The 21,597-nt window shown below is 64.7% G+C and carries 22 protein-coding genes; 8 read left to right on the top strand and 14 right to left on the bottom strand.

Annotated features, from left to right (window positions below):
* Nucleotides 1–124: 124 nt before the first annotated feature.
* From RMO01_RS07545 to RMO01_RS07525, 5 genes are all read left to right on the top strand, one after another.
* Complete coding sequence (locus RMO01_RS07545; protein ID WP_309628429.1) at nt 125–829, top strand: response regulator transcription factor; 705 nt, start codon at nt 125–127, stop codon at nt 827–829.
* Nucleotides 798–2,423: a stimulus-sensing domain-containing protein gene (locus RMO01_RS07540; RefSeq protein ID WP_309628428.1), complete on the top strand. Its 1,626-nt coding sequence runs from the start codon at nt 798–800 to the stop codon at nt 2,421–2,423. The genes RMO01_RS07545 and RMO01_RS07540 overlap by 32 nt, the downstream gene beginning before the upstream one ends.
* Complete coding sequence (locus RMO01_RS07535) at nt 2,420–2,842, top strand: HPr kinase/phosphatase C-terminal domain-containing protein (RefSeq protein WP_309628427.1); 423 nt, start codon at nt 2,420–2,422, stop codon at nt 2,840–2,842. Before RMO01_RS07540 ends, RMO01_RS07535 begins: the two co-directional genes overlap by 4 nt.
* A gap of 109 nt (nt 2,843–2,951) precedes the next feature.
* Complete coding sequence (locus RMO01_RS07530) at nt 2,952–3,356, top strand: PTS sugar transporter subunit IIA (RefSeq protein ID WP_271084494.1); 405 nt, start codon at nt 2,952–2,954, stop codon at nt 3,354–3,356.
* Between the two features lie 14 nt (nt 3,357–3,370).
* On the top strand, nt 3,371–3,646 hold the full coding sequence (locus RMO01_RS07525; protein ID WP_309628426.1) for an HPr family phosphocarrier protein: 276 nt from the start codon (nt 3,371–3,373) through the stop codon (nt 3,644–3,646).
* Nucleotides 3,647–3,696: 50 nt separating this feature from the next.
* On the opposite strand, the gene RMO01_RS07520 is transcribed toward RMO01_RS07525, so the two are convergent.
* Nucleotides 3,697–4,635, bottom strand: a complete 939-nt coding sequence (locus RMO01_RS07520) for a rhodanese-related sulfurtransferase (protein WP_309628425.1) — start codon at nt 4,633–4,635, stop codon at nt 3,697–3,699.
* A gap of 264 nt (nt 4,636–4,899) precedes the next feature.
* On the opposite strand from RMO01_RS07520, the gene RMO01_RS07515 reads away from it, so the two are divergent.
* Nucleotides 4,900–6,204, top strand: a complete 1,305-nt coding sequence (locus RMO01_RS07515; RefSeq protein WP_309628424.1) for a tyrosine-type recombinase/integrase — start codon at nt 4,900–4,902, stop codon at nt 6,202–6,204.
* Between the two features lie 82 nt (nt 6,205–6,286).
* On the opposite strand, the gene RMO01_RS07510 is transcribed toward RMO01_RS07515, so the two are convergent.
* The 8 genes from RMO01_RS07510 to RMO01_RS07475 form a co-directional block, all read right to left on the bottom strand.
* Nucleotides 6,287–6,574, bottom strand: coding sequence for a hypothetical protein (locus RMO01_RS07510; protein ID WP_309628423.1), 288 nt, complete (start codon nt 6,572–6,574; stop codon nt 6,287–6,289).
* Nucleotides 6,564–9,089 (bottom strand): DUF927 domain-containing protein, encoded by a 2,526-nt coding sequence (locus RMO01_RS07505; RefSeq protein WP_309628422.1) that lies wholly within the window; start codon nt 9,087–9,089, stop codon nt 6,564–6,566. Before RMO01_RS07505 ends, RMO01_RS07510 begins: the two co-directional genes overlap by 11 nt.
* The gene (locus tag RMO01_RS07500; protein WP_309628421.1) at nt 9,089–9,406 is read right to left on the bottom strand and encodes a hypothetical protein; all 318 of its coding nucleotides are present in this window, start codon (nt 9,404–9,406) and stop codon (nt 9,089–9,091) included. Before RMO01_RS07500 ends, RMO01_RS07505 begins: the two co-directional genes overlap by 1 nt.
* 4 nt (nt 9,407–9,410) lie before the next feature.
* Nucleotides 9,411–9,716 (bottom strand): hypothetical protein, encoded by a 306-nt coding sequence (locus tag RMO01_RS07495; protein WP_309628420.1) that lies wholly within the window; start codon nt 9,714–9,716, stop codon nt 9,411–9,413.
* Nucleotides 9,717–9,975: 259 nt separating this feature from the next.
* The gene (locus tag RMO01_RS07490) at nt 9,976–10,905 is read right to left on the bottom strand and encodes a hypothetical protein (protein ID WP_309628419.1); all 930 of its coding nucleotides are present in this window, start codon (nt 10,903–10,905) and stop codon (nt 9,976–9,978) included.
* Nucleotides 10,902–11,126: a helix-turn-helix domain-containing protein gene (locus tag RMO01_RS07485; RefSeq protein WP_309628418.1), complete on the bottom strand. Its 225-nt coding sequence runs from the start codon at nt 11,124–11,126 to the stop codon at nt 10,902–10,904. The genes RMO01_RS07490 and RMO01_RS07485 overlap by 4 nt, the downstream gene beginning before the upstream one ends.
* Before the next feature lie 119 nt (nt 11,127–11,245).
* Nucleotides 11,246–11,842: a hypothetical protein gene (locus tag RMO01_RS07480; protein ID WP_309628417.1), complete on the bottom strand. Its 597-nt coding sequence runs from the start codon at nt 11,840–11,842 to the stop codon at nt 11,246–11,248.
* A gap of 74 nt (nt 11,843–11,916) precedes the next feature.
* Nucleotides 11,917–12,348, bottom strand: a complete 432-nt coding sequence (locus RMO01_RS07475) for a hypothetical protein (protein WP_309628416.1) — start codon at nt 12,346–12,348, stop codon at nt 11,917–11,919.
* Between the two features lie 1,410 nt (nt 12,349–13,758).
* Between RMO01_RS07475 and RMO01_RS07470 the strand changes: the two genes are divergently transcribed.
* Both RMO01_RS07470 and RMO01_RS07465 read left to right on the top strand, forming a co-directional pair.
* Nucleotides 13,759–14,571 (top strand): hypothetical protein, encoded by an 813-nt coding sequence (locus RMO01_RS07470; RefSeq protein ID WP_309628415.1) that lies wholly within the window; start codon nt 13,759–13,761, stop codon nt 14,569–14,571.
* Between the two features lie 49 nt (nt 14,572–14,620).
* Complete coding sequence (locus RMO01_RS07465; protein ID WP_309628414.1) at nt 14,621–16,156, top strand: hypothetical protein; 1,536 nt, start codon at nt 14,621–14,623, stop codon at nt 16,154–16,156.
* Nucleotides 16,157–16,169: 13 nt separating this feature from the next.
* On the opposite strand, the gene RMO01_RS07460 is transcribed toward RMO01_RS07465, so the two are convergent.
* From RMO01_RS07460 to RMO01_RS07440, 5 genes are all read right to left on the bottom strand, one after another.
* Complete coding sequence (locus RMO01_RS07460) at nt 16,170–17,600, bottom strand: SMODS domain-containing nucleotidyltransferase (RefSeq protein WP_309628413.1); 1,431 nt, start codon at nt 17,598–17,600, stop codon at nt 16,170–16,172.
* A 3-nt stretch (nt 17,601–17,603) separates the two neighbouring features.
* The gene (locus tag RMO01_RS07455; protein ID WP_309628412.1) at nt 17,604–18,149 is read right to left on the bottom strand and encodes an SLATT domain-containing protein; all 546 of its coding nucleotides are present in this window, start codon (nt 18,147–18,149) and stop codon (nt 17,604–17,606) included.
* A 100-nt stretch (nt 18,150–18,249) separates the two neighbouring features.
* The gene (locus tag RMO01_RS07450; protein ID WP_309628411.1) at nt 18,250–18,927 is read right to left on the bottom strand and encodes a hypothetical protein; all 678 of its coding nucleotides are present in this window, start codon (nt 18,925–18,927) and stop codon (nt 18,250–18,252) included.
* The gene (locus tag RMO01_RS07445; protein ID WP_309628410.1) at nt 18,924–21,137 is read right to left on the bottom strand and encodes a hypothetical protein; all 2,214 of its coding nucleotides are present in this window, start codon (nt 21,135–21,137) and stop codon (nt 18,924–18,926) included. The genes RMO01_RS07450 and RMO01_RS07445 overlap by 4 nt, the downstream gene beginning before the upstream one ends.
* Nucleotides 21,134–21,595 (bottom strand): hypothetical protein, encoded by a 462-nt coding sequence (locus RMO01_RS07440; RefSeq protein ID WP_309628409.1) that lies wholly within the window; start codon nt 21,593–21,595, stop codon nt 21,134–21,136. Before RMO01_RS07440 ends, RMO01_RS07445 begins: the two co-directional genes overlap by 4 nt.
* Nucleotides 21,596–21,597 lie beyond the last annotated feature (2 nt).

The following is a 21,597-nucleotide window of genomic DNA, read 5'->3' as shown; positions in this document are numbered from 1 at the left end:
GAAGGAAACTGGTCAGCGCCGGACTGTGGCCGTAAAGTCACCGCGATCGCAGGCGAACGGTTACGCTTGCCGTGCGTTCAGACGCTCCCGACTTCTGTCAGGATCAGACGAGGAGACCTTCATATTGGCCAACATCACCCTGGTGGACGACGACGAGAACATCGTCGCTTCCGTGTCGCTGGCTCTCGAGAGCCACGGTCACAAGGTGGTCGCCTATCACGACGGCGCCACCGGCCTTGAAGCACTGGAGGCTTCGCCGCCCGATCTGGCCATCCTGGACGTCAAGATGCCCCGCATGGACGGGATGGAGGTGCTGCGCCGCCTGCGTCAGACGAGCCAGATCCCGGTCATCATGCTGACCTCGAAGGACGAGGAGATCGACGAGATCCTCGGCTTCAACCTCGGCGCCGACGACTATATCCACAAGCCTTTCTCCCAGCGTCTGCTGATCGAGCGGGTGAAGGCCCTGCTGCGCCGCTCAGGCGGCGACGGCGGCGAGCCGGAGCCCTCGGCCGAAATCAGCGGCAAGGCGATCCGTCGCGGCAAGCTGGTCATGGATCCGGCCCGCCACGAGAGCACCTGGGACGGCAAGGCGGTCAAGCTGACCGTCACCGAGTTCCTGCTGCTCCAGGCCCTGGCCCAGCGCCCCGGCTTCGTGAAGAGCCGCGACAACCTCATGGACGCCGCCTACGACGATCAGGTCTATGTCGACGACCGCACGATCGACAGCCACGTCAAGCGCATGCGCAAGAAGTTCCGGGTCGTCGACAACGAGTTCGACGCGATCGAGACCCTGTATGGCGTCGGTTATCGATACCGCGAGAGCTGATCCTCCGGAATCGTCCGAGGAGCTGCCGCTTCGCCGCCGTCTGATCCGCTTCGGCGGCTCGCGGCTCGGCGGGCTGATCCTCGTCCTCAATCTGGCCAGCCTGCTGATCCTGCTCGGCGGGGCCCTGGCGCTGAACGAGTGGCGCACGGGTCTGGTCGAGGCGCGTCAGGAATCCCTGCTGGGCCAGGCCGAGCTCCTGTCCAAGGTTCTCAGCGACGAAGACTACACGCGGGGCGAGCCTGTTCCCGAGCTGAACCGCGACCAGTCGGCCAAGGTGCTGATCGATCGCTTCGTCCCGCAGGGGCAGCGCGCCCGAATCTTCGACCGGGACGGGGTGCTTCTGGTCGACAGTTTCGACGTCTCCGACACCATCGAGGGCGAACCCCTCCCGCCGGCTCGCCCGGCCGGAACGCCCGCGCCGCCGGATACGGGCACCGACAAGGCGGCGGATACGCTCGAGACCGCCAACATCGCGCTGGAAGACGAGATCCTCGCCGCCCTCGCCGGTGATCCCCAGACGACGGTCCGACGCTCGGAGAACGGCGAACGGGTCGTCTCGGTGTCCCTGCCCATCCGCCATGTTCAACAGGTCCTCGGCGTCCTGACGCTGGAGGCCAACGACGTTGACCAGATCCTCGACGCCCAGCGACGCGCCCTGATCCCGTTCGCTCTCGTGGCGCTGGCGGTGAACCTTCTGGCTTCACTGCTGCTGCACCTTTTCGTCGCCCGCCCTGTCATGCGGCTGTCGGCGGCGGCGGATCAGGTCCGGCTGCAGCGCGCCCGCGCCATCTCCCTGCCCGACCTGGAAGACCGCCGCGACGAGATCGGGGACCTCGCCCGGTCGCTGGAATCCATGACCGACACCCTGTCGACCCGGATGGACGCCATCGAACGGTTCGCGGCCGACGTCTCGCACGAGATCAAGAACCCCCTGACCTCCATCCGCTCGGCGCTGGAGACGCTGGATCTGGTCCAGGACAAGGACAAACGCGATCGCCTGACCGCCGTCCTGCAACAGGACGTGCGCCGTCTGGACCGGCTTATCACCGACATCTCCAACGCCTCTCGTCTGGACGCCGAACTGTCCCGTGACCGGCCTCGCCCCGTCGATCTGTCCGCCCTGCTGACCGACATCGTCGGGGTCTATGAGACGACATCCAAGCCGGGCGAAGCGCCGGTGACGCTGGAGCTCGCCGTTGATGGCGCGGCGCGGGTCATGGGCCGCGACGGGCCTCTGGGCCAGGTCTTCCGCAACCTGATCGACAATGCCCGTTCGTTCAGTCCCGCCGGCGCGACGGTTCGCGTCAGCGTGATCCGCGATGACGTCGACGCCCTGCCGCTGCATGTGCGGGTCGAGGACGACGGCCCCGGCATCCCGTCCGAGAACCTGGAGACGGTGTTCGAGCGCTTCTACACCTCCCGGCCCCGCGGCGCGGCCTTCGGGTCCAACTCCGGGCTCGGCCTGTCGATCGTGCGCCAGATCGTCGAGGCGCATGGGGGGCGGGTCACGGCCGCGAACCGGCTGGACGCCTCGGGCGCCATCCTGGGCGCGCTGTTCGAGGTGGCGCTGCCCGCTGTGGGTCGCCGGGTTTGACCCAGCCCATCCATGCGACGGCGGTCGCCCGGTACGGCCCGGCGGGCTGGCGTGCCGTTCTGCTGCGCGGCCCGTCCGGATCGGGCAAGAGCGACATGGCGCTGCGCCTGATCGACGCGGGCTGGCGGCTGGTCGCCGACGACTACGCCCATGTCTGGGCGTCGGGCGACGGCCTCCACGCCTGCGCGCCGGAGCGGATCGCTGGACGGATCGAGGCGAGGGGGCTGGGCGTGCTGGACGCGGCGACGCGGCCTGCGGCCCGGGTTTGCCTGCTGGTCGACTGTGTTCAGGCAACACCCGAAAGGCTGCCCGAACCCGCGTTCGAGATCGTGGCGGACGTGGGCCTGCCGCGTCTGGTTCTGGACATCCGGCCGGCCTCCGCGATCCAGACTCTGGCCCTGGCCATCGACCGGCTTTAATCCGGCATCGGTTTGGCCTATCTAGGCCCGCTTGGACCGGGGCGGGGGCCTCCGATCCACGGCATAGGGGATAAGTCGCGTTGCAGACGCTTTCCAGGATCGGCTCGGCATGATCGGCCTTGTGATCGTCACCCACGGTGGCCTCGCGTCCGAATTCCTGTCCGCCATGGAGCATGTGGTCGGCCCGCAGCGCGGGGTCGCGGCCATCTGTATCGGGCCTGAGGACGACATGGAGCGCCGGCGGCGTGACATCGTCGATGCGGCCGCCGCCGTCGACGACGGCTCGGGCGTCATCCTGCTGACCGACATGTTCGGCGGCACCCCCTCGAACCTGGCCATTTCGGTGATGGAACAGACCCATGCCGAGGTCATCGCGGGCCTGAACCTGCCCATGCTGATCAAACTGGCGAGCGTGCGCGGCCGGGAAACGCTGGAGACCTGCGTCGCCCACGCCCAGGACGCGGGCCGCAAATACATCTCCGTGGCCTCCTGGGTCCTGGCCGGCGAGAAATAGCCTTGGGCGAGACCATGCCGACCGCGAAGGCGACCGCGAACATCTGCAACACGCGCGGCCTGCACGCCCGCGCCTCTGCGAAATTCGTGAAACTGGCCTCCAGCTTCGAGGCCGAGATCCAGGTCACCCGCGACGGCGTCACCGTCGACGCCCGCTCGATCATGGGCCTGCTGATGCTCGGCGCCGGCAACGGCTGTTCGATCGACATCTCAGCCGAGGGCTCCGACGCCCGGGAGGCCATCGACGCCCTGGGCGAACTGGTCGCACGCAAGTTCGACGAGGATCAGTAGGGGTTTCTTGCAGGCTATCGCCCGGCGCGCGGCGCCTCGCTGCTTGAGCCTCAGTCCCGGTCCTGCCTCGCCCCGATATGGGCGATGCCCAGCCGCCCGGCGATCCTGACCTGACGATCCCGTTCCAGCGCCGCCTGCCGCTGTTCCTCGGTCCGTGTGTCGTAGCACCGCTCGCAGCAGACGCCCTCGACATAGTGGGGCGAGGTGCGACCCTCGGGGCTGACCGGCATCCGGCACCCCCGGCACAGGGTGTGCGTCCCCTCCGCCAGCCCATGCCCCACCGCGACCCGTTCGTCGAAGACGAAGCATTCGCCCTGCCACAGGCTCCCGGCCTCGGGCACCGTCTCCAGGTACCGCAGGATGCCGCCCTGCAGATGGAAGACGTCCGTCACACCCTCTGACTTCAGGAAGGCCGTCGACTTCTCGCAGCGGATCCCGCCGGTGCAGTACATGGCCACCTTCGGCGGGTTCGGTCGATCGAGCAGGGCGCGCCCCTCGGTCCGGAACCACTCCGGAAAATCCCGGAACGACCGCGTGTTGGGCTGCACCGCTCCGGCGAAAGCCCCGACCTCGCCCTCGTAGTCGTTGCGCGTATCGATCACGATCGTGTCCGGATGGGCGATCAGGGCGTTCCAGTCCTCAGGCGCGACATAGGTCCCGGCGTTCAAGGCCGGCTCGAGGTCGGGCAGGCCCAGGGTCACGATCTCCGGCTTCACCCGCACCTTCAGCCGATGGAACGGCATCCGTTCGGCGGAAGAATATTTGACGTCGGTCTCAGTGAAGCCGGGCAGGGCGGTCAGGCCGTCGATGACCCGCGCGACCGCTGCCCCGGGCCCCGCGATCGTCCCGTTCACCCCCTCGTGCGCGACCAGGAGGGTGCCCCGCACCTCGTCGCCGCACAGTCGCTCAAGGTCGTCGCGCAGGCGTGAAGGATCGGCGACGGCGGCGAACCGGTACAGGGCCGCGACGCGGATATCGGGGTCGGTCACCAGAGCGCATCCTGCTTCGCGCCTGAAAAGAAGGGGACCTGTCCTGCGAAGCGCGAAGCGCGAAGCAGGATGGTGGAGCCGAGGGGAGTCGAACCCCTGACCTCGTCGATTAAGATTATCGACGCACGGCTATAGTCAGGGATGCACAGGCGTTCAACATCCCCAGCCTCATTGACTATGTTAGTTGACGGAGGATCACAAGGTATCACAGGGTTTCACGCGTGCTGCTTATCGAGCGCTTATCAGACGGACAGGGTATCTTCAGTGGCGGTCTCGAAGCTTTCCAAGACGACGATTGAAGCTATTCAGCCAGGAGAGCGCGACATCTATCTATGGGACTCGGTGCTCGGACGGTTCGGGGTCCGTGTAACGCCGGCTGGCGCGCGCATCTACCTCATTCAGTATCGCGCAAAGATGCCCTCAGGCGGCTCAAAGACCCGGCGCGTCGTGATCGGCTATCACGGCAGGCCCTGGACGGTGGATCAGGCCAGGGCGGAGGCTCGGCAGCTACTCGCCAAAGTGGATCTGACACAGGATCCTTTCGCCGATCGTGAAGCCGCCCGCGCCACTCAGGCCGAGGCCATTCTGCAGACCGTCGGTCGAGAGCGTGACACCGTTCGAGCCGTCGTCGATCGCTACATCGAGCTCCGAGGCAGCCAGAGCCGATCTGTCGTGGAGACTTCGCGTCTGCTTCGACGCGGACCCTCGGCCGAGTGGGGCGATCGACACATCGGGGACGTTCGCCGTTCTGACGTCGCCGACCTGATCGACAAGCTCAGCCTTCGCTCTCCCTCGATCGCGCGCTCGACGTTCGCCGTGGTCCGCCCCTTCTTCAGCTGGTGTCTCGAGCGGGATCTCATCGAAAGGTCGCCGTGCGACGGATTCCGCGCGCCTACCCGGCCCAAACCGCGCGAGCGCGTGCTGACGGATGATGAGCTTCGTCTGGCGTGGCTGGGAGCCGATCGTTTGAGCGGGACCTTCGGGCAGATCGTGAAGCTACTGCTATTGACCGGGCAGCGCCGGGGCGAGGTTGCCGGCATGCTCTGGAGCGAGCTCGACCTTGAGGCAGCGGTCTGGCGACTGCCAGGCGAGCGCACGAAGAACGGTCGTGCTCATGAGGTGGACCTCAGTCGCCAGGCGCTTGCGGTGATCAAGTCCGTTCCGCGAACTGGGCCGCATCTGTTCCCGGGGCGTGGCCTCGAGGCGGCCGCGACCGGCTTCTCAGCGACGAAGCGCCAGCTCAACCGACGGGTCCGGGAGGCTGGCGCTCTTCTGCCAATCGACGCCAACCAGCCGCCCCTGCCAAGCGCCGCGACATGGCGTCTGCATGACCTCCGCAGGACGGCGGCGACCGGCATGGCCGGAATGGGCGTCGCGCCTCACGTCATCGAGCGGATCCTAAACCACGTATCGGGTGCGCAGGGAGGTTTGGTCGGTGTCTATCAGCGTCACGAGTATCGCCCAGACCGACGTGCCGCATTGCTCTCTTGGGCCGATCGCGTTGAGGAAATCGTGTCCGGTCAGCCGGCGCCGTCAAACGTCACCAATCTGGCCGAACGCCGCGCATAGCGAGCTGCGTTCGCGTGGGTCTGTCAAATCGGGTGGGAACACTGGGAACATGGGAACTTTCGGCACAACCCTCGGAAAGCCTTCAGCGTTTTTGGTTCCCGGTTTTGTCGCCAGCGGTTCCCGGGTGTGAACACTGGGAACTGGAGAAAAGCGCTTTGGCGGCGGTGCGAGCCAGCACGGACGGGACGTAGCCGAGTTGCTCGCTGGCCAATGCCTCGGCGGCTTCGGATCCAAGCATGCCATCGCACTGGACGACCGCGACCCGTTCCGACCAGTCCAGCGTGCGGGCGATATCATCGTCGGAGACTTGGGCCAGGTCCTCCGGCCGGTAACGCCGCCAAAGGTCACCAAGTGACGCCTCAAGCTTCATCGGTGAAGTCCTCGTCGTCCATCAACGTGCCCAGGATGCTGTAGACGTTGCGCTTCCCCACACCGGGCACGGAGATCTTGTTCGTCAGGCGGGTCGCTTCCCCATTGGAGATCAGGTAGCCGGCGGCCCTGATGGCGAGCAGCGCGGCATGGGCGCTCATGCCGCCAAACACTTCGCTCTTCATAAACTCAGTGTTGAAGTGGAAGACGAGACCCCGACCCGCGTGGAAGCCCTTCCAACCGGCGGAATCGAGAGACCGCGCCTCACCGTCCCTCTGCTTCGAGAGGCAGTCCTCGCCTTCGGCAACGACCGGGTCGGTTTCCGATCCCTCTTTCAGCAGCCGGAATCGCGAGGACTCAAACCGCTCGATGAATGCCCGCACGCGCTGGATAGCCTCACGGTCCTCTCGTTGCGTCTCCCGCCCAAACGTCTTCGCCCAGCGTCCGAACAGCGTTGCCGCCGCTTTCGCCGCCTCGCCGGGCCCCCAAGGAACCACATCCATCAGAGCCGCTAGCTCGCCGGCCGCCGCAACGACCGCGAACCGTTGCGCCGCCCGGTGCGCCTGCCCATGGTCTCCCGGTCTCAGGACGTCGGCGAGGAAGTCCGCCTGGATCTGCTCGGCCGCCGCGAGCATCTCGGCTTTGCGGGTCAGGTAGCGCTCGAGGAAGATCGGCAGCGCATGGCCATAGTGCTTCGCGCTGGCCTCCTTGACGGTGTCCGAGAAGGCGGCCGGCGACACGGCCCCGTGAATCGTTTCCCATGCGCCCATCGACTTCCCGCCTGTACCGGGCGCCTCCATGTCGACGGCGATGTCGATGAGCCTGAGCTCCTGCCCTGCGTAGGTCTTGTCCTTGCTGCGGGTCAGGCTGATCAGGTCCGAGAGCGAGAGCTCCCCCGTGGAAAGGATCATGACCCGCCACGACGGCCGGGCTCTTAGCTCCGCATCAGCCCTGAGACGCCCCTTGGTCGCACCCGTCGCGAGCGCATAGGCGGCGGCCCCGGCGGCTTCAGGTGAGAGCGCACGGAGCTCGTCCAGCGCGAGCATGCCGTCGTTATGGGCTAAGGCGACCGCCTCGAGCGCGTTGTCGGTGTTCCGCCAAGATTGCAGGAAGCCGATCGGACCGCCGCCGCCGCACACGCTGCCGGCGACACGTAGGACCGTAGTCTTCGCGGTCGATGATCCACCCCGGAAGTGGAAGCCTCCGCCTTCGGCGTGCAGAGGGCGCATCAGCGGGCCGGCGAATGCCGCCGACATGGCGAAGAGCCCGATCGCGTTCCCGGACATAGGTGCGGCGACCTCGGCTCTCCACGCGCCATAGGATCCCGCCTCCCCGTGGTAGGTCCCGCCCGATCGCCCGCGGAAGATGACGGTTTCCGTGCTCGCCATCGCGCCGATCGACCGGTGAGGCAGAACGTAGATCTCGCCCTTCCATCCCGTCGATGAAACGAGCCGAGCCCGGGCCGGCGAGATCATGGCCCCCAACAACGACTGGAGACGCTCACGCGCGGCCCGGTTTGTAGCGAGCTGCAGACCCGCTCCCATCAACCGCCGGCGCACGTCGGTCGCGTCCCCGGCCAACTCTGATTTGCCGATGATCTCCCGCTTTGTCCGGCCGTCCGGATCCCGGAAATCCAGCACGAGCGACCAGTCGAGGCCATCCTCGTCGCGAGCCGACGCAGCGAGCTGGAAGGGCGAACTCAACCACATGGGCGGGGGCGGGCCGTCGCCTCCCTTGCTGTCGCCCGGCGGGGCCCAGTACCAGCCCGTCGCATCGCCCCGGTATCCCCAAGGCACGACTGTCTCCGACCGACACGCCTGCAGGGCAGCATCCAGCAAGGCTGAGGCCTGCACTTCATCCAGGAACGGCGGCCAGTCATCTGCGAGATCCCAGCCTTTGGGCAAGCCGCTGGGCAGCTCGACGAGGCGCACGGCGTGCGCTCCCGCCGACGTGGCTGCTCTCCGGATGGCTTCGGCGGCCTTGCGGCCGGCTTCGTCCGCATCCGGCCAGACGACGATCGTCCTGCCGATCAGGGGAGCCATATCGGCCTTTGAGACGGCGTTGCTGCCGCCCGGCCAGGTCATGGCGACGAAAGCGGGGAAGCGCGCCTGGGCCGCATCCGACGTCTTCTCGCCTTCGACGATCAGGACGGGAGCGTCGGGGTGAGCGGCCAGCCGATCGAGACCATACAGTGGTCGACCATCGCCGCCTGCAGCGAACCGCCACTTCAGCTTGCCGTCAGTCGCACGCCACAACGTGGCAGGGCGAATATCCTTCTCGCCGTCCGGCCTGGCGAAACGGAGTGTCCATCGAAGGATCCGGCCGGCGGCGTCCCGATACGGCCATTTCGCGAGAACATCTCCGGGCCCTCGCCATGTGTCGGGGAGAGCGGGAGCCTCACCCGGTACCGGGGCGATCAGTTCGCCGTGATCTTTCGCCGGTTTGGCGCCCTCGTCACCATCAATGGCGTCAGGCGTGATCCGGGCGAAAGGATCCGTGTCATCGGAACCGCTCATCACGCCTCGTCCGCATCATCGGCGGTCAAAAAATCTGACAGGGCGGCCAGGGCCCAACCGTCGCGGGCGCTGGGCGGCTGGCGAAATCGGACGCCATCACCGGCCAGTCGCCCATGTTTCGCGATCACGCCGGCCTTGGCGAAAGAGCGGCCGATGGCGGCGTGGGCGTACAGCTCGAGCTCCTCATCATCCTGCTCGAAGGATTCGATCCGATGACGGTCGATGCCAGAGCGTTTCGACAGCTCCGCCGTCGTCCAGTCGAGCAGTCCTCGAGCGGCGCGGCTCTGCGCTGGCGTGAAGGTTTCTCGGGGTCTCATGGCCTCACTCAAATGGATTGACGCCGAGGCTCTCGGCCAGGCGTATGCAGGCGTCTCGTTGCGACGTGCGGGCCACGAAGGCGGCGAGGCTCACCAGGTCGCCGCCGCGATCGCCGGCAGCGAAGTCTCCCCACTTCCCCGTCTCGAGGTTGACCTTGAAGCTGCCGAGGTGGCGGTCGTTTCGGTGTGGGTTTCGGGCGACCCACTCCTGCCCGTCGCGCTTGCCGTCCGGCAGCAGACCTCGCAGCACCGCGTCGCTGTTGCGGAGCGCTATCGCGTTGACCCGGGAAAAATCGACGCGGCTGTTCACAGAGGAACGAGCCTCGACTGCCTGCACAATTTTGGACGATGCCTGCCGTTATCGACCACGCGAAAGGATACGATGCGCAGAAACGGCCGGATCTCTATTGGCTCGTCCACATCAGGGCCGACGCCGGACCGCGCCACGCGGTATCGGTGCGTTCCGTCCGGCAGCTCTGCGACCCAACCACGCTTGCTGGCGAGGGCAGGCTGTCCGTTCTTGACGAAGGCCCATCTCTCGACCGGTTCTTTGTAGAGCCGCACGGACGTCATTGCGTAGCCGCCAGGTCGCGGTGCTCGGCCAGCTCCCGCAGTTCCGTCCAGCGCCTTGGGGCCGCGACCTCCGGGCGAAGTGTCGGAAGACGGGCATCTTTCAAGCGCGCCCATGTGGTCGTGTGTATCCGTTCCTCCAGGGTGACCTGGACGAGGCGGCGAAGCTCAACGGGATGTCCGTCGGTGACCCGGAAATGTCCTGACGCAGGATGATTGCCCCTGCCGGAGTTGAGACGAGACCGCGACGGCAGAACATGCCTGTCGCTTTGCTCATCCCGCCGGGCCCGGCGAGCGCGGACGATTTCGCTCACTCGATCGGGAGAGACGGGAGAACAGGTGCCTGCGTAGCACCAGACGCTGACGACCTCGCGTTCCACAATGCCACCGGCCTGGCCCAGGACATCGCGCACCCGGGACTCGATCCCCGGCAGAGGATCCCGGCCCGCCGGAAGGTTTCGGTTGGCGGCGGCCACAATGACCTCCGCCTCGGCGACGGCAGACTTCAACGCCTCGAGTTGCACGACGATCACCGGATACTCTTCTGCCAAGCGCCCGGCGACGATCTCGCCCAAGGCGGCGGCTTCATCGGCGCACGCCGTGCGCTGTGCCTCGCGAACGGCCGCCTCCGCCGCCTCGAGCGCAATCTCGGCGTCGGGGATAAGGGTCTCGGCAATGCCGGCGGCCACCGTCCGCGCGCGATCCACGCGACCGATAGCGTCGACGTAAGCGGCCTCAGACGTCTCGTCGGAGGTCCGGGCCATCGCGAGACCGGCGGAGCTCGCATCCCGTTCGGCGGCGACGAGCGCCGCGTCCGCTTCAGTGCTGCGCCGTTGCAACTGAGCGAGATCCTGAGCAGCCGCGTCTCGCGCCGCCAGTGCCGCATCCACCAGGCTGTCGTCGGCGGCCGATACGCTCGCACGGCTCATTGCGAAGCTCCCGCTTCGACCGAGATCTGTGACGTCGACCGACGGCGCTTCGACGCCATCCAGGCCGAGAGGTCGTCCGGCGAGTAGAGCCGGCGGGCGCCGACGCATATAAAGCTCGGCCCTTTGCCGGTTAGCCGGCTCTGCGCCATCCAGGAGTTGGAGACGTTCAGAACATCTGCCGCCTCCTGCGACGTGAGCAGTTTCGGGGGAATGTCAGACATGGATGATCTCCGGAGTGCACCGGCGTCGATTCGCGGGCACGGAGGAACTTGGCTGCGCCACGCGGGCGCGGTCGTCGGGAGACGCTAGGTGCGCCGACGACCGCGCCGCATGGACGCGATCAGGAAGGTGAGGCGTCGGCCGCTTCGTCGGCCCCGTCACCGCCTAGATCCGCGAGCAACGAGGACAACACTGACATGTCCTTGAACGGTCCGTCCCGCCAACTGACCAGCCTGGCCTTGGTGCGAAGCGCCGCCATCGACGTCGCCCGCAGCGCCGAGGCCCGGTCGGACAAGGCGATGATCCGGAAGCTGGTGACTTCCGGATCGACGTCCGGCGCATGGACGCCTTGCGTGTCCTCGTGTCGGCGCAAGACCGCAAAACGATCAGGGATCCGCAGCACATTCCAATCCGGATACTCACGATGCGCCGCGTTGTGTGCCGCCTCGATTCGGTCTCCCTGGACGCCGATGCGGCGCATCAGTTCGGGAAACAGACGATCGAGCTGCAGGCCGATCTGGACCAGCTCGAGGTTGTCCAGCCCGGCGGCAAGGCGGCGTGTGACCGCGAGATCCGCGCTAGATGCTTCGACGGACCTTTGAGCGCAAAATCGAGCGAGATCGTCTGCGATCCGGTGAAGCGCGAGCACATCGATCGGCCGATCAGAAGCCTCAGCCGTGGTGAGTGTCTCCTCGATCGCCGCCAGGGCCCGGCGCACGGCGTGCGCCGGTTCATCGGGCGTTGGGAAGGTCCCGGACGGGTCGTCGAGAGACGGAACGAGGGCACGTGCCATCATGACACCACCGCTGGGCGAGGGCCGATCGCATCATCGCCTCGGAGGATCCGCACGGCCTCACGCAGCACCATGGCCCGGAAGATTGCGGCCCGGCGCGCCTCGGCGTCGGCCGGCTCTCGCAGCTGCAGCCAGACCGGGATGGCCGTCAGGAGATCGCCGTCGGGCGACATCGAAAGCGCCATGCTGAACCAGACACCGCCGCCGGCGGCCTCGAGCTCGCGGATCCATTGGTTGGGGTCGAAGCCGTCCACGGCCAGGTCGCGGCCGAGGATGTGATCCCCGGGCTCGGCGTCGAAGGTCTGGAAGCCGTTTGCGTACAGCTCCCAGAGTTCCGCCGGCAGACCGGCGGGCAGGGGAGCTCGGTGACCGGGATCGATCACATAGGGGAAGGGCTCGCGCATGGCGGCGCCCGTATGGTGAGGGGTCATGTTTTTCTCACTGTTGGCCTGTCACAGCCGCTTCGGCATCGGGCCGAAAGCCGGGGGGTGACAGTAGGTCAGTGAGACCACTCGACGTGCTTTTAAGGGATGAATCCCTCTGGACATGGCGCGCCGCCCCCGGCCATAAAGGCCAAGGTTCGGTCGCGCCGCCAAGCGCGTCCGCCTCGCAAGCCCTGCCAAGGGCTCGCCTTCAACGAGATCCCGTCGCCAAACGGAATCTTCGCCTATCACTGATCCGGGCTGTCACACCCGCGTGCATGCTGAACGAGAAGCCCCCGAGCCGCAAGGCCGGGGGTTCTTCGTTATGGGGCAAGGATTTGCGGCGCACATCGTGCGCTGGCGTTGAGAATCACCGGAGCTGATGATGGGCGATGAGGTCGAAGCCACAACGGCGAGTGCTGATGACCCGCCTCCTCCGGAGGCCGCCTTGGCTTTGGCCCGAGCGCTAGCGCGAATGATCGCCGCGGAACAGTTCTCACAGGATCGACGGGAGGACATCGAACTTGGGCAAAAGTCTAGCCAAGGGTTCACCCGGACGGGCGTTGGGGACATCAAGCGAACGCCGCGATCCTGAGCGCCACGGGTACGGACAGGCAAGTGCCCGCGACGTGCTGGATCGGCGACCTGGTCGGTGCGCTCCGGGAGGGAGCGTTGTAGACGGAAGTCGAGAAAAATCTGTACTTAGAGAATTCGGACCGCTAGCCCGGGCAAAACCGCTCAAACGGCCGTGGGCTCGGCAAAATGAAGCGGGCGATTATTTAAGCGAGGTGTGGCGCCGGGGTCACCCCCGGCGACCGTCACACCAGTGTCACGCAACTGTCTCTTCTACTTATTGATGGGGGTCCAGACCCGTGTGTGCGTGCAGGGCCCTAACCCTGTTTCGCCTCTGGCTAATGCCGGCCAGGGTCGCTGAACCTACGGAGGTAGCGCCATGAGCGCATCCAAGAGAAACCGTCTGCCGCCTTGGCTGGACGAGCTGTTCGAGATCCTTGCCCGGATCTTCCTGCGCGTGATGGTCGCCGGATAAAAGGGCGCCGCCGGAGGGCCCTAACCCCCCGGCGGCTTTCCGGCCGAAGCCGGCTTGAGCACTGAACCTACGGAGGCAAAGAGCTCAAATCGATGAAGGCACTGCTAGTCAGGTTTGGCAACAGCCTCGTGACAACCTGATCAACATGGCCTGTTCGTCTGGCCGACAGCGGCATGTTCGTTTCTGGCTCGGTAGATCCTGTTTCGGCCTCAGACTTTGACCTCCTTCAACCGATCGCGGACGTGGGCCGGGCCGCGTCCGGACCTGGTCCGAAGGGTTCCGGCACATTGGCCAACACCGGCGTGCGAGGCCCAGACTACGAATCGCCGCAGCGTGCCATCTTGGACAAACCTGTTGCGAGGGATTCGATAGTGAGCCTCACCAGAAACTTGCAGGCATTCGGGCGCTTTGTCCTCGCGGCGGTCGCACTTGTCTCATTGCTCAGTTCGATCTGGCTGGGACTGCACGACCGCGTGCCCGCTGGGACCCTGTTGGCTGGTTTAGGCCTTTTGCTGCTCGCCTTCGTGCAGCTGTCGCGGTTCAAGCACATCAAGGGGCTCGGCTTCGAGGCGGAACTCTGGGAGAGCAAACAGGAGGAGGCGGCGGAGCTGATCACCCAGACCCGGGCGCTGTTGAAAATCCTCTCGGGCGCCATGCTCAGATCCGCTCCGCGAATGGGCCGGATGATGGCCGGCTTTGATCGCCGAGAGCAACTTGCATTGGCGTCCGATGTGGAAACCGCGCTGAAGGCGGCCGGCGTACCGCAGTCAGAGTTTGGAAACATGCGAGACGAGATCGACAGATTGATTGCCTGGGATCTCGCGGCACCCGTGACCCGCGCCATAACGAAGTTTGTCTGGGCCCGCGCAGATGAAGTCCGGAAGGAAATTTCTCAGCGGTTTGGGTCGCCCATAAGGGACAACGAGGGCTTCACAGCCGAACACCGGAAGCTCCAGGAGCTCAATCGTAGCGCCACCGACCCAAACCACCTGAAGGATGTGCCGCGCTCACTCTGGGCCGAGAGCCTGAGACAGCATATCGAAGCCATTCCGCTGACCGATGCAGCCTCTCGCGCTGAGCTAGCCCGGTCCCAAGACGAAGCACTGAAAGACCTGCTTGCGTGGACGACTGATCGGACGATCCGCAGGCCGGACGTTTTCTTCGGACCGGAACCAAACGAATGATCCGATTATCGGCTTCCGGGACCGGACTCGTCTGCGCCGGCTTCCCGCTTTGACACGTGATCCCGCCCGTTACACGAAGCTCGCCGAATTGGAATTTGAGAGGCTGTGCAGCCTGCATGGCGCCATCTGCAATCGGGTTACTGATGATCAGAATGGTTGGGATTTCATTGTAGAATTCCAGCCGGGATCGACGCAGGTTCCCGCTGATCTCAGACCTTCACCCAAGCGCTGTTTCGTCCAGGTGAAAAGCTCAGCGGCCCACCGCGATGCTTGCGACATGAAACTGTCGAACGCGGTCCGCTTCGCTCAAGATGACCAGCCCTGCTTCCTGGTTTTCATGTCGTACGGCTCGGACCGGAGGGCCGCTCCAGCGATCTATATGCAGCCGTTCTGGACAGCCGAAATTGGCCGAGCACTTCGCAGCGCGAGGCGAGCTCATGTCGACGGAGACCGACTAAATCGGATCAAGCACCGGTTCAAATTTCGACCAGTGGATCGATTTGATCAAGACGTGGTCTCTCGGATGCTGGACCACCTGTCCGACGTCGGCGCAGGGTATTCTGAGCAAAAACGGACCATCGCGAAGGCGGTGGGATATGAGTCCGGCCCTGCAGCGTCCGGATCCGTCACGCTTGCCGAAGGCGTGACCGTCCGCGACCTGGTAGACATGGTTCTCGGATTGAAAAAAAGCGTGCCGGTGTCCGCAATCTCTGTGGCCGATCATCGGTTCGGAATTGATGTCGATCTCGGCATCTCAGGCCCGGGCACCATGCTCATCGAAGTGAAACCGGTCGCCAAGGCGTTGGTTGTGATCCGTCCTCAGAGCGGGGCTGGCGAAGTTTCATGGGCGGGGGACCTGTTCTCTCCAGGCATGCCTTGGCTGCCGGAGGAAGAGCAGCGGCTACGCGTGAGCGCTGGACCATTCGAAATTCTGCTCGGGATCTCTGGCGAAGCGAACTTCACGTGGGAGATGCCATTGGACCAACCGCTTGATGTGACCGAACTCAACAGACATTTGGCTTTCCGGACATGGGCGTCCGAGGCACCGGTCGTCGTCGAGCTTTGGGTCAACGGCACACGCCTAACGACGGCGGAGATGACCCCTGATCCAAAGGCCGTGGGCCAAAGCGCTTATTGGAAGCCGCTGAGATCAGCGTTCAATGATATCATGTCCCTAGCGCCGCCAGAGCGAGTTCCGAATTCGTTATTGGTTCCATTGCAAGCAGTACTCGACGCACGCTCTGAGATACTCGAATATCAGAAGTACGTCAGCGATTTATCAGCTACGATCACTATGCAATTGGAAGGTCCGATCGATCCGATCGTGGAAAAGACGAAGTCCATCATTAGCCCAGTCCACTTGGAGTTTTCCAAACATCTGTTTGTCGCGGTCATCCAGCGGCAAGTTACATCAGCTGAAATCAAAGATGGGTCGATTATACTCAACACACTCTCTGGGCGCATCCTTAGAAGCGCAATTCTGAAGGGTACGGCAGAGGAACACCGCGACTTCGTTGCAGCAGAGGTCAGGTGGGCCAAGGCCGAGGCCGCCGGCAGCGAAAATGTCCTCTCCTTTGAACCCTAATCTGACGACCTCGTCAGTCGATAGCGACGTAGAACGGGTCGCTGATGCCGGCGAGGACTGAGTCAGATCGACGAACGACGAACACCTCTGCAACGTGCACCCCGCGATACTGGAGCTGCTCGACGCGAGCGTGGGCGTTGTCGGCTGGATAGAAGCCGCCTCGAGGTTGCGGAGATCCCGGTGCGTTCGTGATCCGCCATTCAACACGGTATTCCGGTCCGAGCGACCGGCCATCTGGCTGGAGTGCCTCGAAGTAAATCGATGGACCTGCGTGCAGAATCTGGCCGGAGGCCACGGGCCTTGAGGTCATGTGATGTCTGCCGCCGCCGACGGTGGCGGTGATGATGACTTCGGAATCGACATCGTCGCGCTCCGCCCACGTCGGTGCCGTCATATGAGGAAGATGCGCGTAGTTTTTAGGGATTGCACGCGCGCCGAAAACTCTCACGGCCGCGACCAGGTCGCTGATCGCATTGGCGGCCTTGGCTAAGGGTTCAGCCAAAGCGAAGCGGCCTTCGTCTACAGCGGCTTTGGCAACCACGACTGAAGGCGCGAACGCCTCGCCGAACAGCTTTCGCCAAGCCTCCACACTCTTGTCGCGATCCGGCTCGGCAAACGCCTGGTCGATCCAGCCGCGATACTTGCTGATGCTGTTTCGGAAGCTCGCATACTGGGCATCGGTCCAACTCGCTGCAAAATCCTCCGAGGGAAGGAAGGGGTTGCAGACTTCGGGCTTCGCCGCGTGGTCCTGGAGCCAGTCATCGAGTCGCCCCATGACCGTCTTCAAGGTGCAGGGCACGTTCTTGAATTCGTCGGTGTCCTTGTCATCCGCCGCGATCTGCGAAGCGAGGAGGGTGGTCAGCAATACGGAAGGGCAAACGAACCGGGTCTTGATATCCCGAAGGTACTTGATCAAGCGGGTGACCTTGCGGAACGAATTTCCACCGGAGTAGCCGTTCTGCTCGATAAGCCAGTCGGTGTACTGCTCCGGTTCGGATCGTTCGAACTCGTTCGTCTTCCTATTGCAGACCTCAAGTTCCCCAGCGGTCTGCCTGCCGACGACGAGAGGCGCTACGTCGATCTTCTTGTCGTTCGCATAGGTGATCGTGACGCAGTAGTCGTGCGCTTTCACCTTGCGCTTGTAGGTAGAGCTCGACTTGAAGGCTCGCTTCAGCTCGGTGATGTAATCCTTGGCCGTCCACCCATCAACCGGCTCCACGCGGACCAGTAGGTCGGCGTCAAATTCGCCCTTGTCGACCGGCCTGATGATCGTGTCATGAGCCCAAGACCCCTGCTCGTCGAAACCGAGAACGACAGGTCCCCAGTCGCATTGGCGGACGAACTTCTTGATCGCGTCGACGCTGTCTTCGAGCTGCTGAATGCGAGTGGCGTTCAGGTTCACCGTGTCTTTGAGGAAGTCGCTGAAGGTGGCTGACAGCTCCATTGCTCAGACCTGTCCTGCACGACGGCCAACGGCAGCAGCTAGTTCGGCGGGCGTGTAATCCGCCGTGCCCGCCTTGATCTGCTTACCCGCGTTCTGAAACCCGCCCCTGGAGATCGGCGGGGCGTCGGCGTGCAGGGTGTTGATGTCTCGGGTGAGGAGGTCGAGGCCGTCGCTCAATTGAGCGACGCTCAGATCGTCACGTTTGCACTGCACCTGTACGAAATGGCGGATACGTCGCCGCAGCGCTCCATAGGCGACACCGGTCTGATGATGGCGGGCGGCCTTTTGTTCCGGCTCAAGGAAGGATGACACCCCGGTCAGGATGGCTGAGCTGAAAGCGATCATCGCCGGGACGATCGGCAGGAACAATTCAGACAGGAAGGCGCCGCCGGCGATGGCCGCCAGCGCGGCAGACGGAAGGCCTAGGCCGCGGTGCCAGAAGCGCCAGGCTCGCGCGTCTGCGTAATGGCCTTTTTCAGAGAACAGGGCATCGACACCGAGCTGCGCTGCTTGGCTGTCGATCCTATCTCGAAGTTGTGCCTCGTCCATTCCACCACCTTCCTTACGGTCAAGGTGGGGTGGAACATAACGTGCACAAGAGGGAGCCTGCGGAAACGCGAGTTTTCTCAGCGGCGCACGGCGTGCGCCGCTACAGACCCGCCAAAGTCAGCGCCGCATCATAATCAGTTCCGTAGGCGGCGAAGCGCAACACTCGGGTGGACAGGGTCTGCACTGCGCCGTCGTCCGACCGCAAAAGGGAAGTCACCATAGCATCGCCGCCGCAGTTGTTTCGGCCAGCCTTGTCGGGATTCCGGCGACACTCGAGGTACTGCTGACGAAGGGCGTCGATAAGTGCGCGGGGCACGTTTTCGCCGTGCAGCGCTGCGTGAATGTCCTCGCATGGGTCCTCGAACCCAGGCGCACACATCACGCCGTCTTCAAGCAGCTCGGGGATGAAGGACGACCCGGACCGGTAGGCATAACCCATGAAGCGGCCTGATCTTGGACTCCATCCCCACATGAAGATCGACGTCGATCCCGAGGGAGCAGGATCCTGCCGAGCCCCGTCGTCTCGAAGGTTCCGGATCATCGCTGGCGCGATCTCGCTCAACACGTCGAAATCCCTCGCGATGACCCGGGTCGCGGCATAGGCCGCCCAAGCTGCGATCAGCGACGCGTCACCTCGACCGCTGATCACAGCGTCCAGATGCGGGATCGGATGGGCCTTCTGGACGAATGCCGCCGGCGTGCCGTGTTCATCCGTCATCAGCGTATCGGTGACGATCACGACCGCATTGGGTTGAAGCCACCAGTTCACGACAGTCATCGCTTTATCCTCAGCTCGGGGGGGCCGCGCTCCGGCGTCATCTGCAGGGCGAAGCGTTCGCGGGGGCTCATTGGGCCACCGAAGTTGATCCGATCAAGCAGCGGCCCGGCCGTCTTCGCGCTGGCCGCATTGACCACGTACTCGCCAGCGCTGAGCATGGCAGGGATTCTGTCCTCGCGTGGCCCTCCAGGACCGCTGACATAGCCGCCATTTGCGAAGCCCTTGAGGAACGTGCTGCTGAGGAAGTCGAGGCCCTTTCCAATCAGGGAGTCGCTCCCCGGTCGGGTCCCGCGACTCATCAATGAGAACAGGGATTCCAGTGCGCCGTCCAGGAGGCGAGCCTTCAGCTTGTCTCCGATGTACTCACCGACGTTGCCGTCTTCGATGGCCCCAACCAGATCGCGACCGGCTTGCTTAAAGATGTCGCGGATCCGGTCCTCTTCGGCGACGACGCCCGCCGTGCGCTCGAGGGCCTGGCGCTCAAGCACGGCCTGATAGTGGTCGCGCTCCTCCTTGGTGACGATCTTGTCCGCTCGATTGGCGGCGTCGAGGATCTTGAGCTCGAGCAGCTGCTCGGCCTCCAGGATCTTCCGACCGATTTCGTAGCGTTCAGCTTCCGTCCGGGCCATCTGACCCTGAACTTCGAGGTTGCCGATCGCGTCGCGTGCCACCGTCTCTTCCGCCGCGAGCTGACGCTCCGCGATCGCCGTCCGGTGTTCATTGGCAACTTTTCGGCGTTCTGCGTTGTCGGCCTCCGCATCCAGCGCGACCAAGCCGGCCATCTCCGCTCGAGCCGCTTCCTCCGTCAGGCCCGTCCTCACAAGATCGGCGAGGAGCTGAGCTCTCTTCGCGTCCCGGTCCTCGACGTCGAGAGCGAGGAGCTCGGTGGCAAGGCGCGCCTGTTCCTCGGGCGTGTCACCACCCCACCGGAGTTGAATGGCCGTCCGTCTTGCGGTGAACTCCTCGCGATCGAGTGCCTGACGCGTCCGCTCGGCCTCGGCGGCGGCGCGATCGGCCGAGACGTCAGGCGACCGTACCGTCCCGCCTCCACCTGCTCGCACCACAGGGGGGCGGTCTGGCGGCTCTGACGCGGGCGCGACTATCGCAGTCTGCCGGGCGATGCGCTCGCGAGCGCGCGAAGCGATCTCAGCATTCACCTCGGCCAGTTCGCGTTCCCATCCGAGCGCAACCTGAGACATGGGGATGCCTCGCTCGGCCTGCTGCCGAGAGCGGGTAACGCTGCGCTGCAGACTCTCACTTCGTGTCGCGAGCACCCGGTCGTTCCGGTCTTCGACCTTGTTCAGGCCGCTGAAGAAGTCGACGATTCCGCGAGAGAGTTTCGCCAGCTCGCCGGACGCCCAGACGAAGAACGGCGCCATGGAAGATTGCATCTGCCGCACGTTCGCGTCGATCAGCTGCTGATTGCGCTCAAGGGCCCGATCGGCCTCGTCCAGACCCTTCACGACGCTATCGTTCAGCACCGCTCCAAGATTGGACGCTTCGCCAGACATCTCTGCCAGCCCCGCAGCTCCTCCACGGAGCAGGGGCTCAAGCTGCTCTATCTGGAGCTTCTTCAGGATCTGGACCCGTGATGCCTGGTCACCGACTTTGCTGATCCGGTCCGCGATGAGCGGCAGAAGTTGGCTCGCGTTGGTCAGGCCTTCGAGGTCATCGCTCGAGATGCCGAGCTCGGCAAAGGCCCCTTTGACCCTTGCGTCGCCGAGGCCAGTCCGCATGGCCCCCAAGGTGCCGTTCAGTTTCTGCAGCGACGTTTCAAGGCCATCGATCGGCACGCCGGTCTCATCCGCCGAGTAGCGCAGCGTTTGCAGCGCCTCGGTTGTGATGCCGATGCGATCAGCGGCGTCGGTCAGATCGGCCGCCCACTTCACCGACTCGCGGAGATTGGCGCCCGCTATAGCCACGGCTCCGAGAGCAGCCGCCGCCGCGACCCCGGCCACGCCAAATGCAGATAGTGCATTGCCGGCAGGGCCGACGCGTCCCGCCATGCCCGTGAACCCTGCCTGGACATCATTCGAAGCAGCGCTCAACGCACGCATCGCCGGGTTCGCGGACCGCTCCCCGGTCGCGATCTGGGCCCACATCCGTTTCCCGGAATCGCCGACCTGGTCGAAGGTCCGGCGGACAACCTCGCCGCCGGTCGTGTAGAGACGGATGCCGACGCCGCCGCGCCCTCCTGCGTTGTCGTTCATTGCGCGGCGCCCCGAAGGCGAACGGCAAGGCATTCATCGATCCGCGCCAGAACCTGTTCCTGGAAATCCGGAATGAGCATCGCGGCTTCGATGACCAGCCGCGTCATGGGATGCGCTTTCCCCTGATCGTCATGAAAGCCGGCCCAGTCGGAGAGCGCGCGCACACCCAGCTCGACCGCCGACAGCCAGTTGCTGATCCCCACCATCGCTTCGAGATAGGCCTCGAGATCGGTTTCCGGCAGAGAGCGCCAGACGGTCTCACCTCCCTCAGGCAGCAGTCGGTTCCGAGCCAGAACAATCAGCAATTCCTCGCTGTTCGACATGGTCTGCTGAACGGCAGTCTGGGCTGCGGTCAGGGCCATCGGGTTCAAGCGGCGGATGCTGACGCTCACGCCGGCTACCGCGCCTGACAGATCGAACTGGACGGGCTCTCGATCGAGTTGGAGCGTTACATTCATGG

Source organism: Brevundimonas sp., assembly GCF_031412435.1.
GTDB lineage: Bacteria > Pseudomonadota > Alphaproteobacteria > Caulobacterales > Caulobacteraceae > Brevundimonas.
The sequence above is the reverse complement of the archived record's forward strand: the minus strand, read 5'-3'. Positions and strand labels throughout refer to the sequence as shown.

What these genes read in the sequence shown, in the direction of transcription:
- RMO01_RS07540 (WP_309628428.1), top strand. Translation starts at nt 798, where the DNA reads ATGGCGTCGGTTATCGATACCGCGAGAGCTGATCCTCCGGAATCGTCC.
- RMO01_RS07530 (WP_271084494.1), top strand. Translation starts at nt 2,952, where the DNA reads ATGATCGGCCTTGTGATCGTCACCCACGGTGGCCTCGCGTCCGAATTC.
- RMO01_RS07525 (WP_309628426.1), top strand. Translation starts at nt 3,371, where the DNA reads ATGCCGACCGCGAAGGCGACCGCGAACATCTGCAACACGCGCGGCCTG.
- RMO01_RS07510 (WP_309628423.1), bottom strand. Translation starts at nt 6,574, where the DNA reads ATGAAGCTTGAGGCGTCACTTGGTGACCTTTGGCGGCGTTACCGGCCG.
- RMO01_RS07505 (WP_309628422.1), bottom strand. Translation starts at nt 9,089, where the DNA reads ATGAGCGGTTCCGATGACACGGATCCTTTCGCCCGGATCACGCCTGAC.
- RMO01_RS07500 (WP_309628421.1), bottom strand. Translation starts at nt 9,406, where the DNA reads ATGAGACCCCGAGAAACCTTCACGCCAGCGCAGAGCCGCGCCGCTCGA.
- RMO01_RS07490 (WP_309628419.1), bottom strand. Translation starts at nt 10,905, where the DNA reads ATGAGCCGTGCGAGCGTATCGGCCGCCGACGACAGCCTGGTGGATGCG.
- RMO01_RS07485 (WP_309628418.1), bottom strand. Translation starts at nt 11,126, where the DNA reads ATGTCTGACATTCCCCCGAAACTGCTCACGTCGCAGGAGGCGGCAGAT.
- RMO01_RS07475 (WP_309628416.1), bottom strand. Translation starts at nt 12,348, where the DNA reads ATGACCCCTCACCATACGGGCGCCGCCATGCGCGAGCCCTTCCCCTAT.
- RMO01_RS07460 (WP_309628413.1), bottom strand. Translation starts at nt 17,600, where the DNA reads ATGGAGCTGTCAGCCACCTTCAGCGACTTCCTCAAAGACACGGTGAAC.
- RMO01_RS07455 (WP_309628412.1), bottom strand. Translation starts at nt 18,149, where the DNA reads ATGGACGAGGCACAACTTCGAGATAGGATCGACAGCCAAGCAGCGCAG.
- RMO01_RS07450 (WP_309628411.1), bottom strand. Translation starts at nt 18,927, where the DNA reads ATGACTGTCGTGAACTGGTGGCTTCAACCCAATGCGGTCGTGATCGTC.
- RMO01_RS07445 (WP_309628410.1), bottom strand. Translation starts at nt 21,137, where the DNA reads ATGAACGACAACGCAGGAGGGCGCGGCGGCGTCGGCATCCGTCTCTAC.
- RMO01_RS07440 (WP_309628409.1), bottom strand. Translation starts at nt 21,595, where the DNA reads ATGAATGTAACGCTCCAACTCGATCGAGAGCCCGTCCAGTTCGATCTG.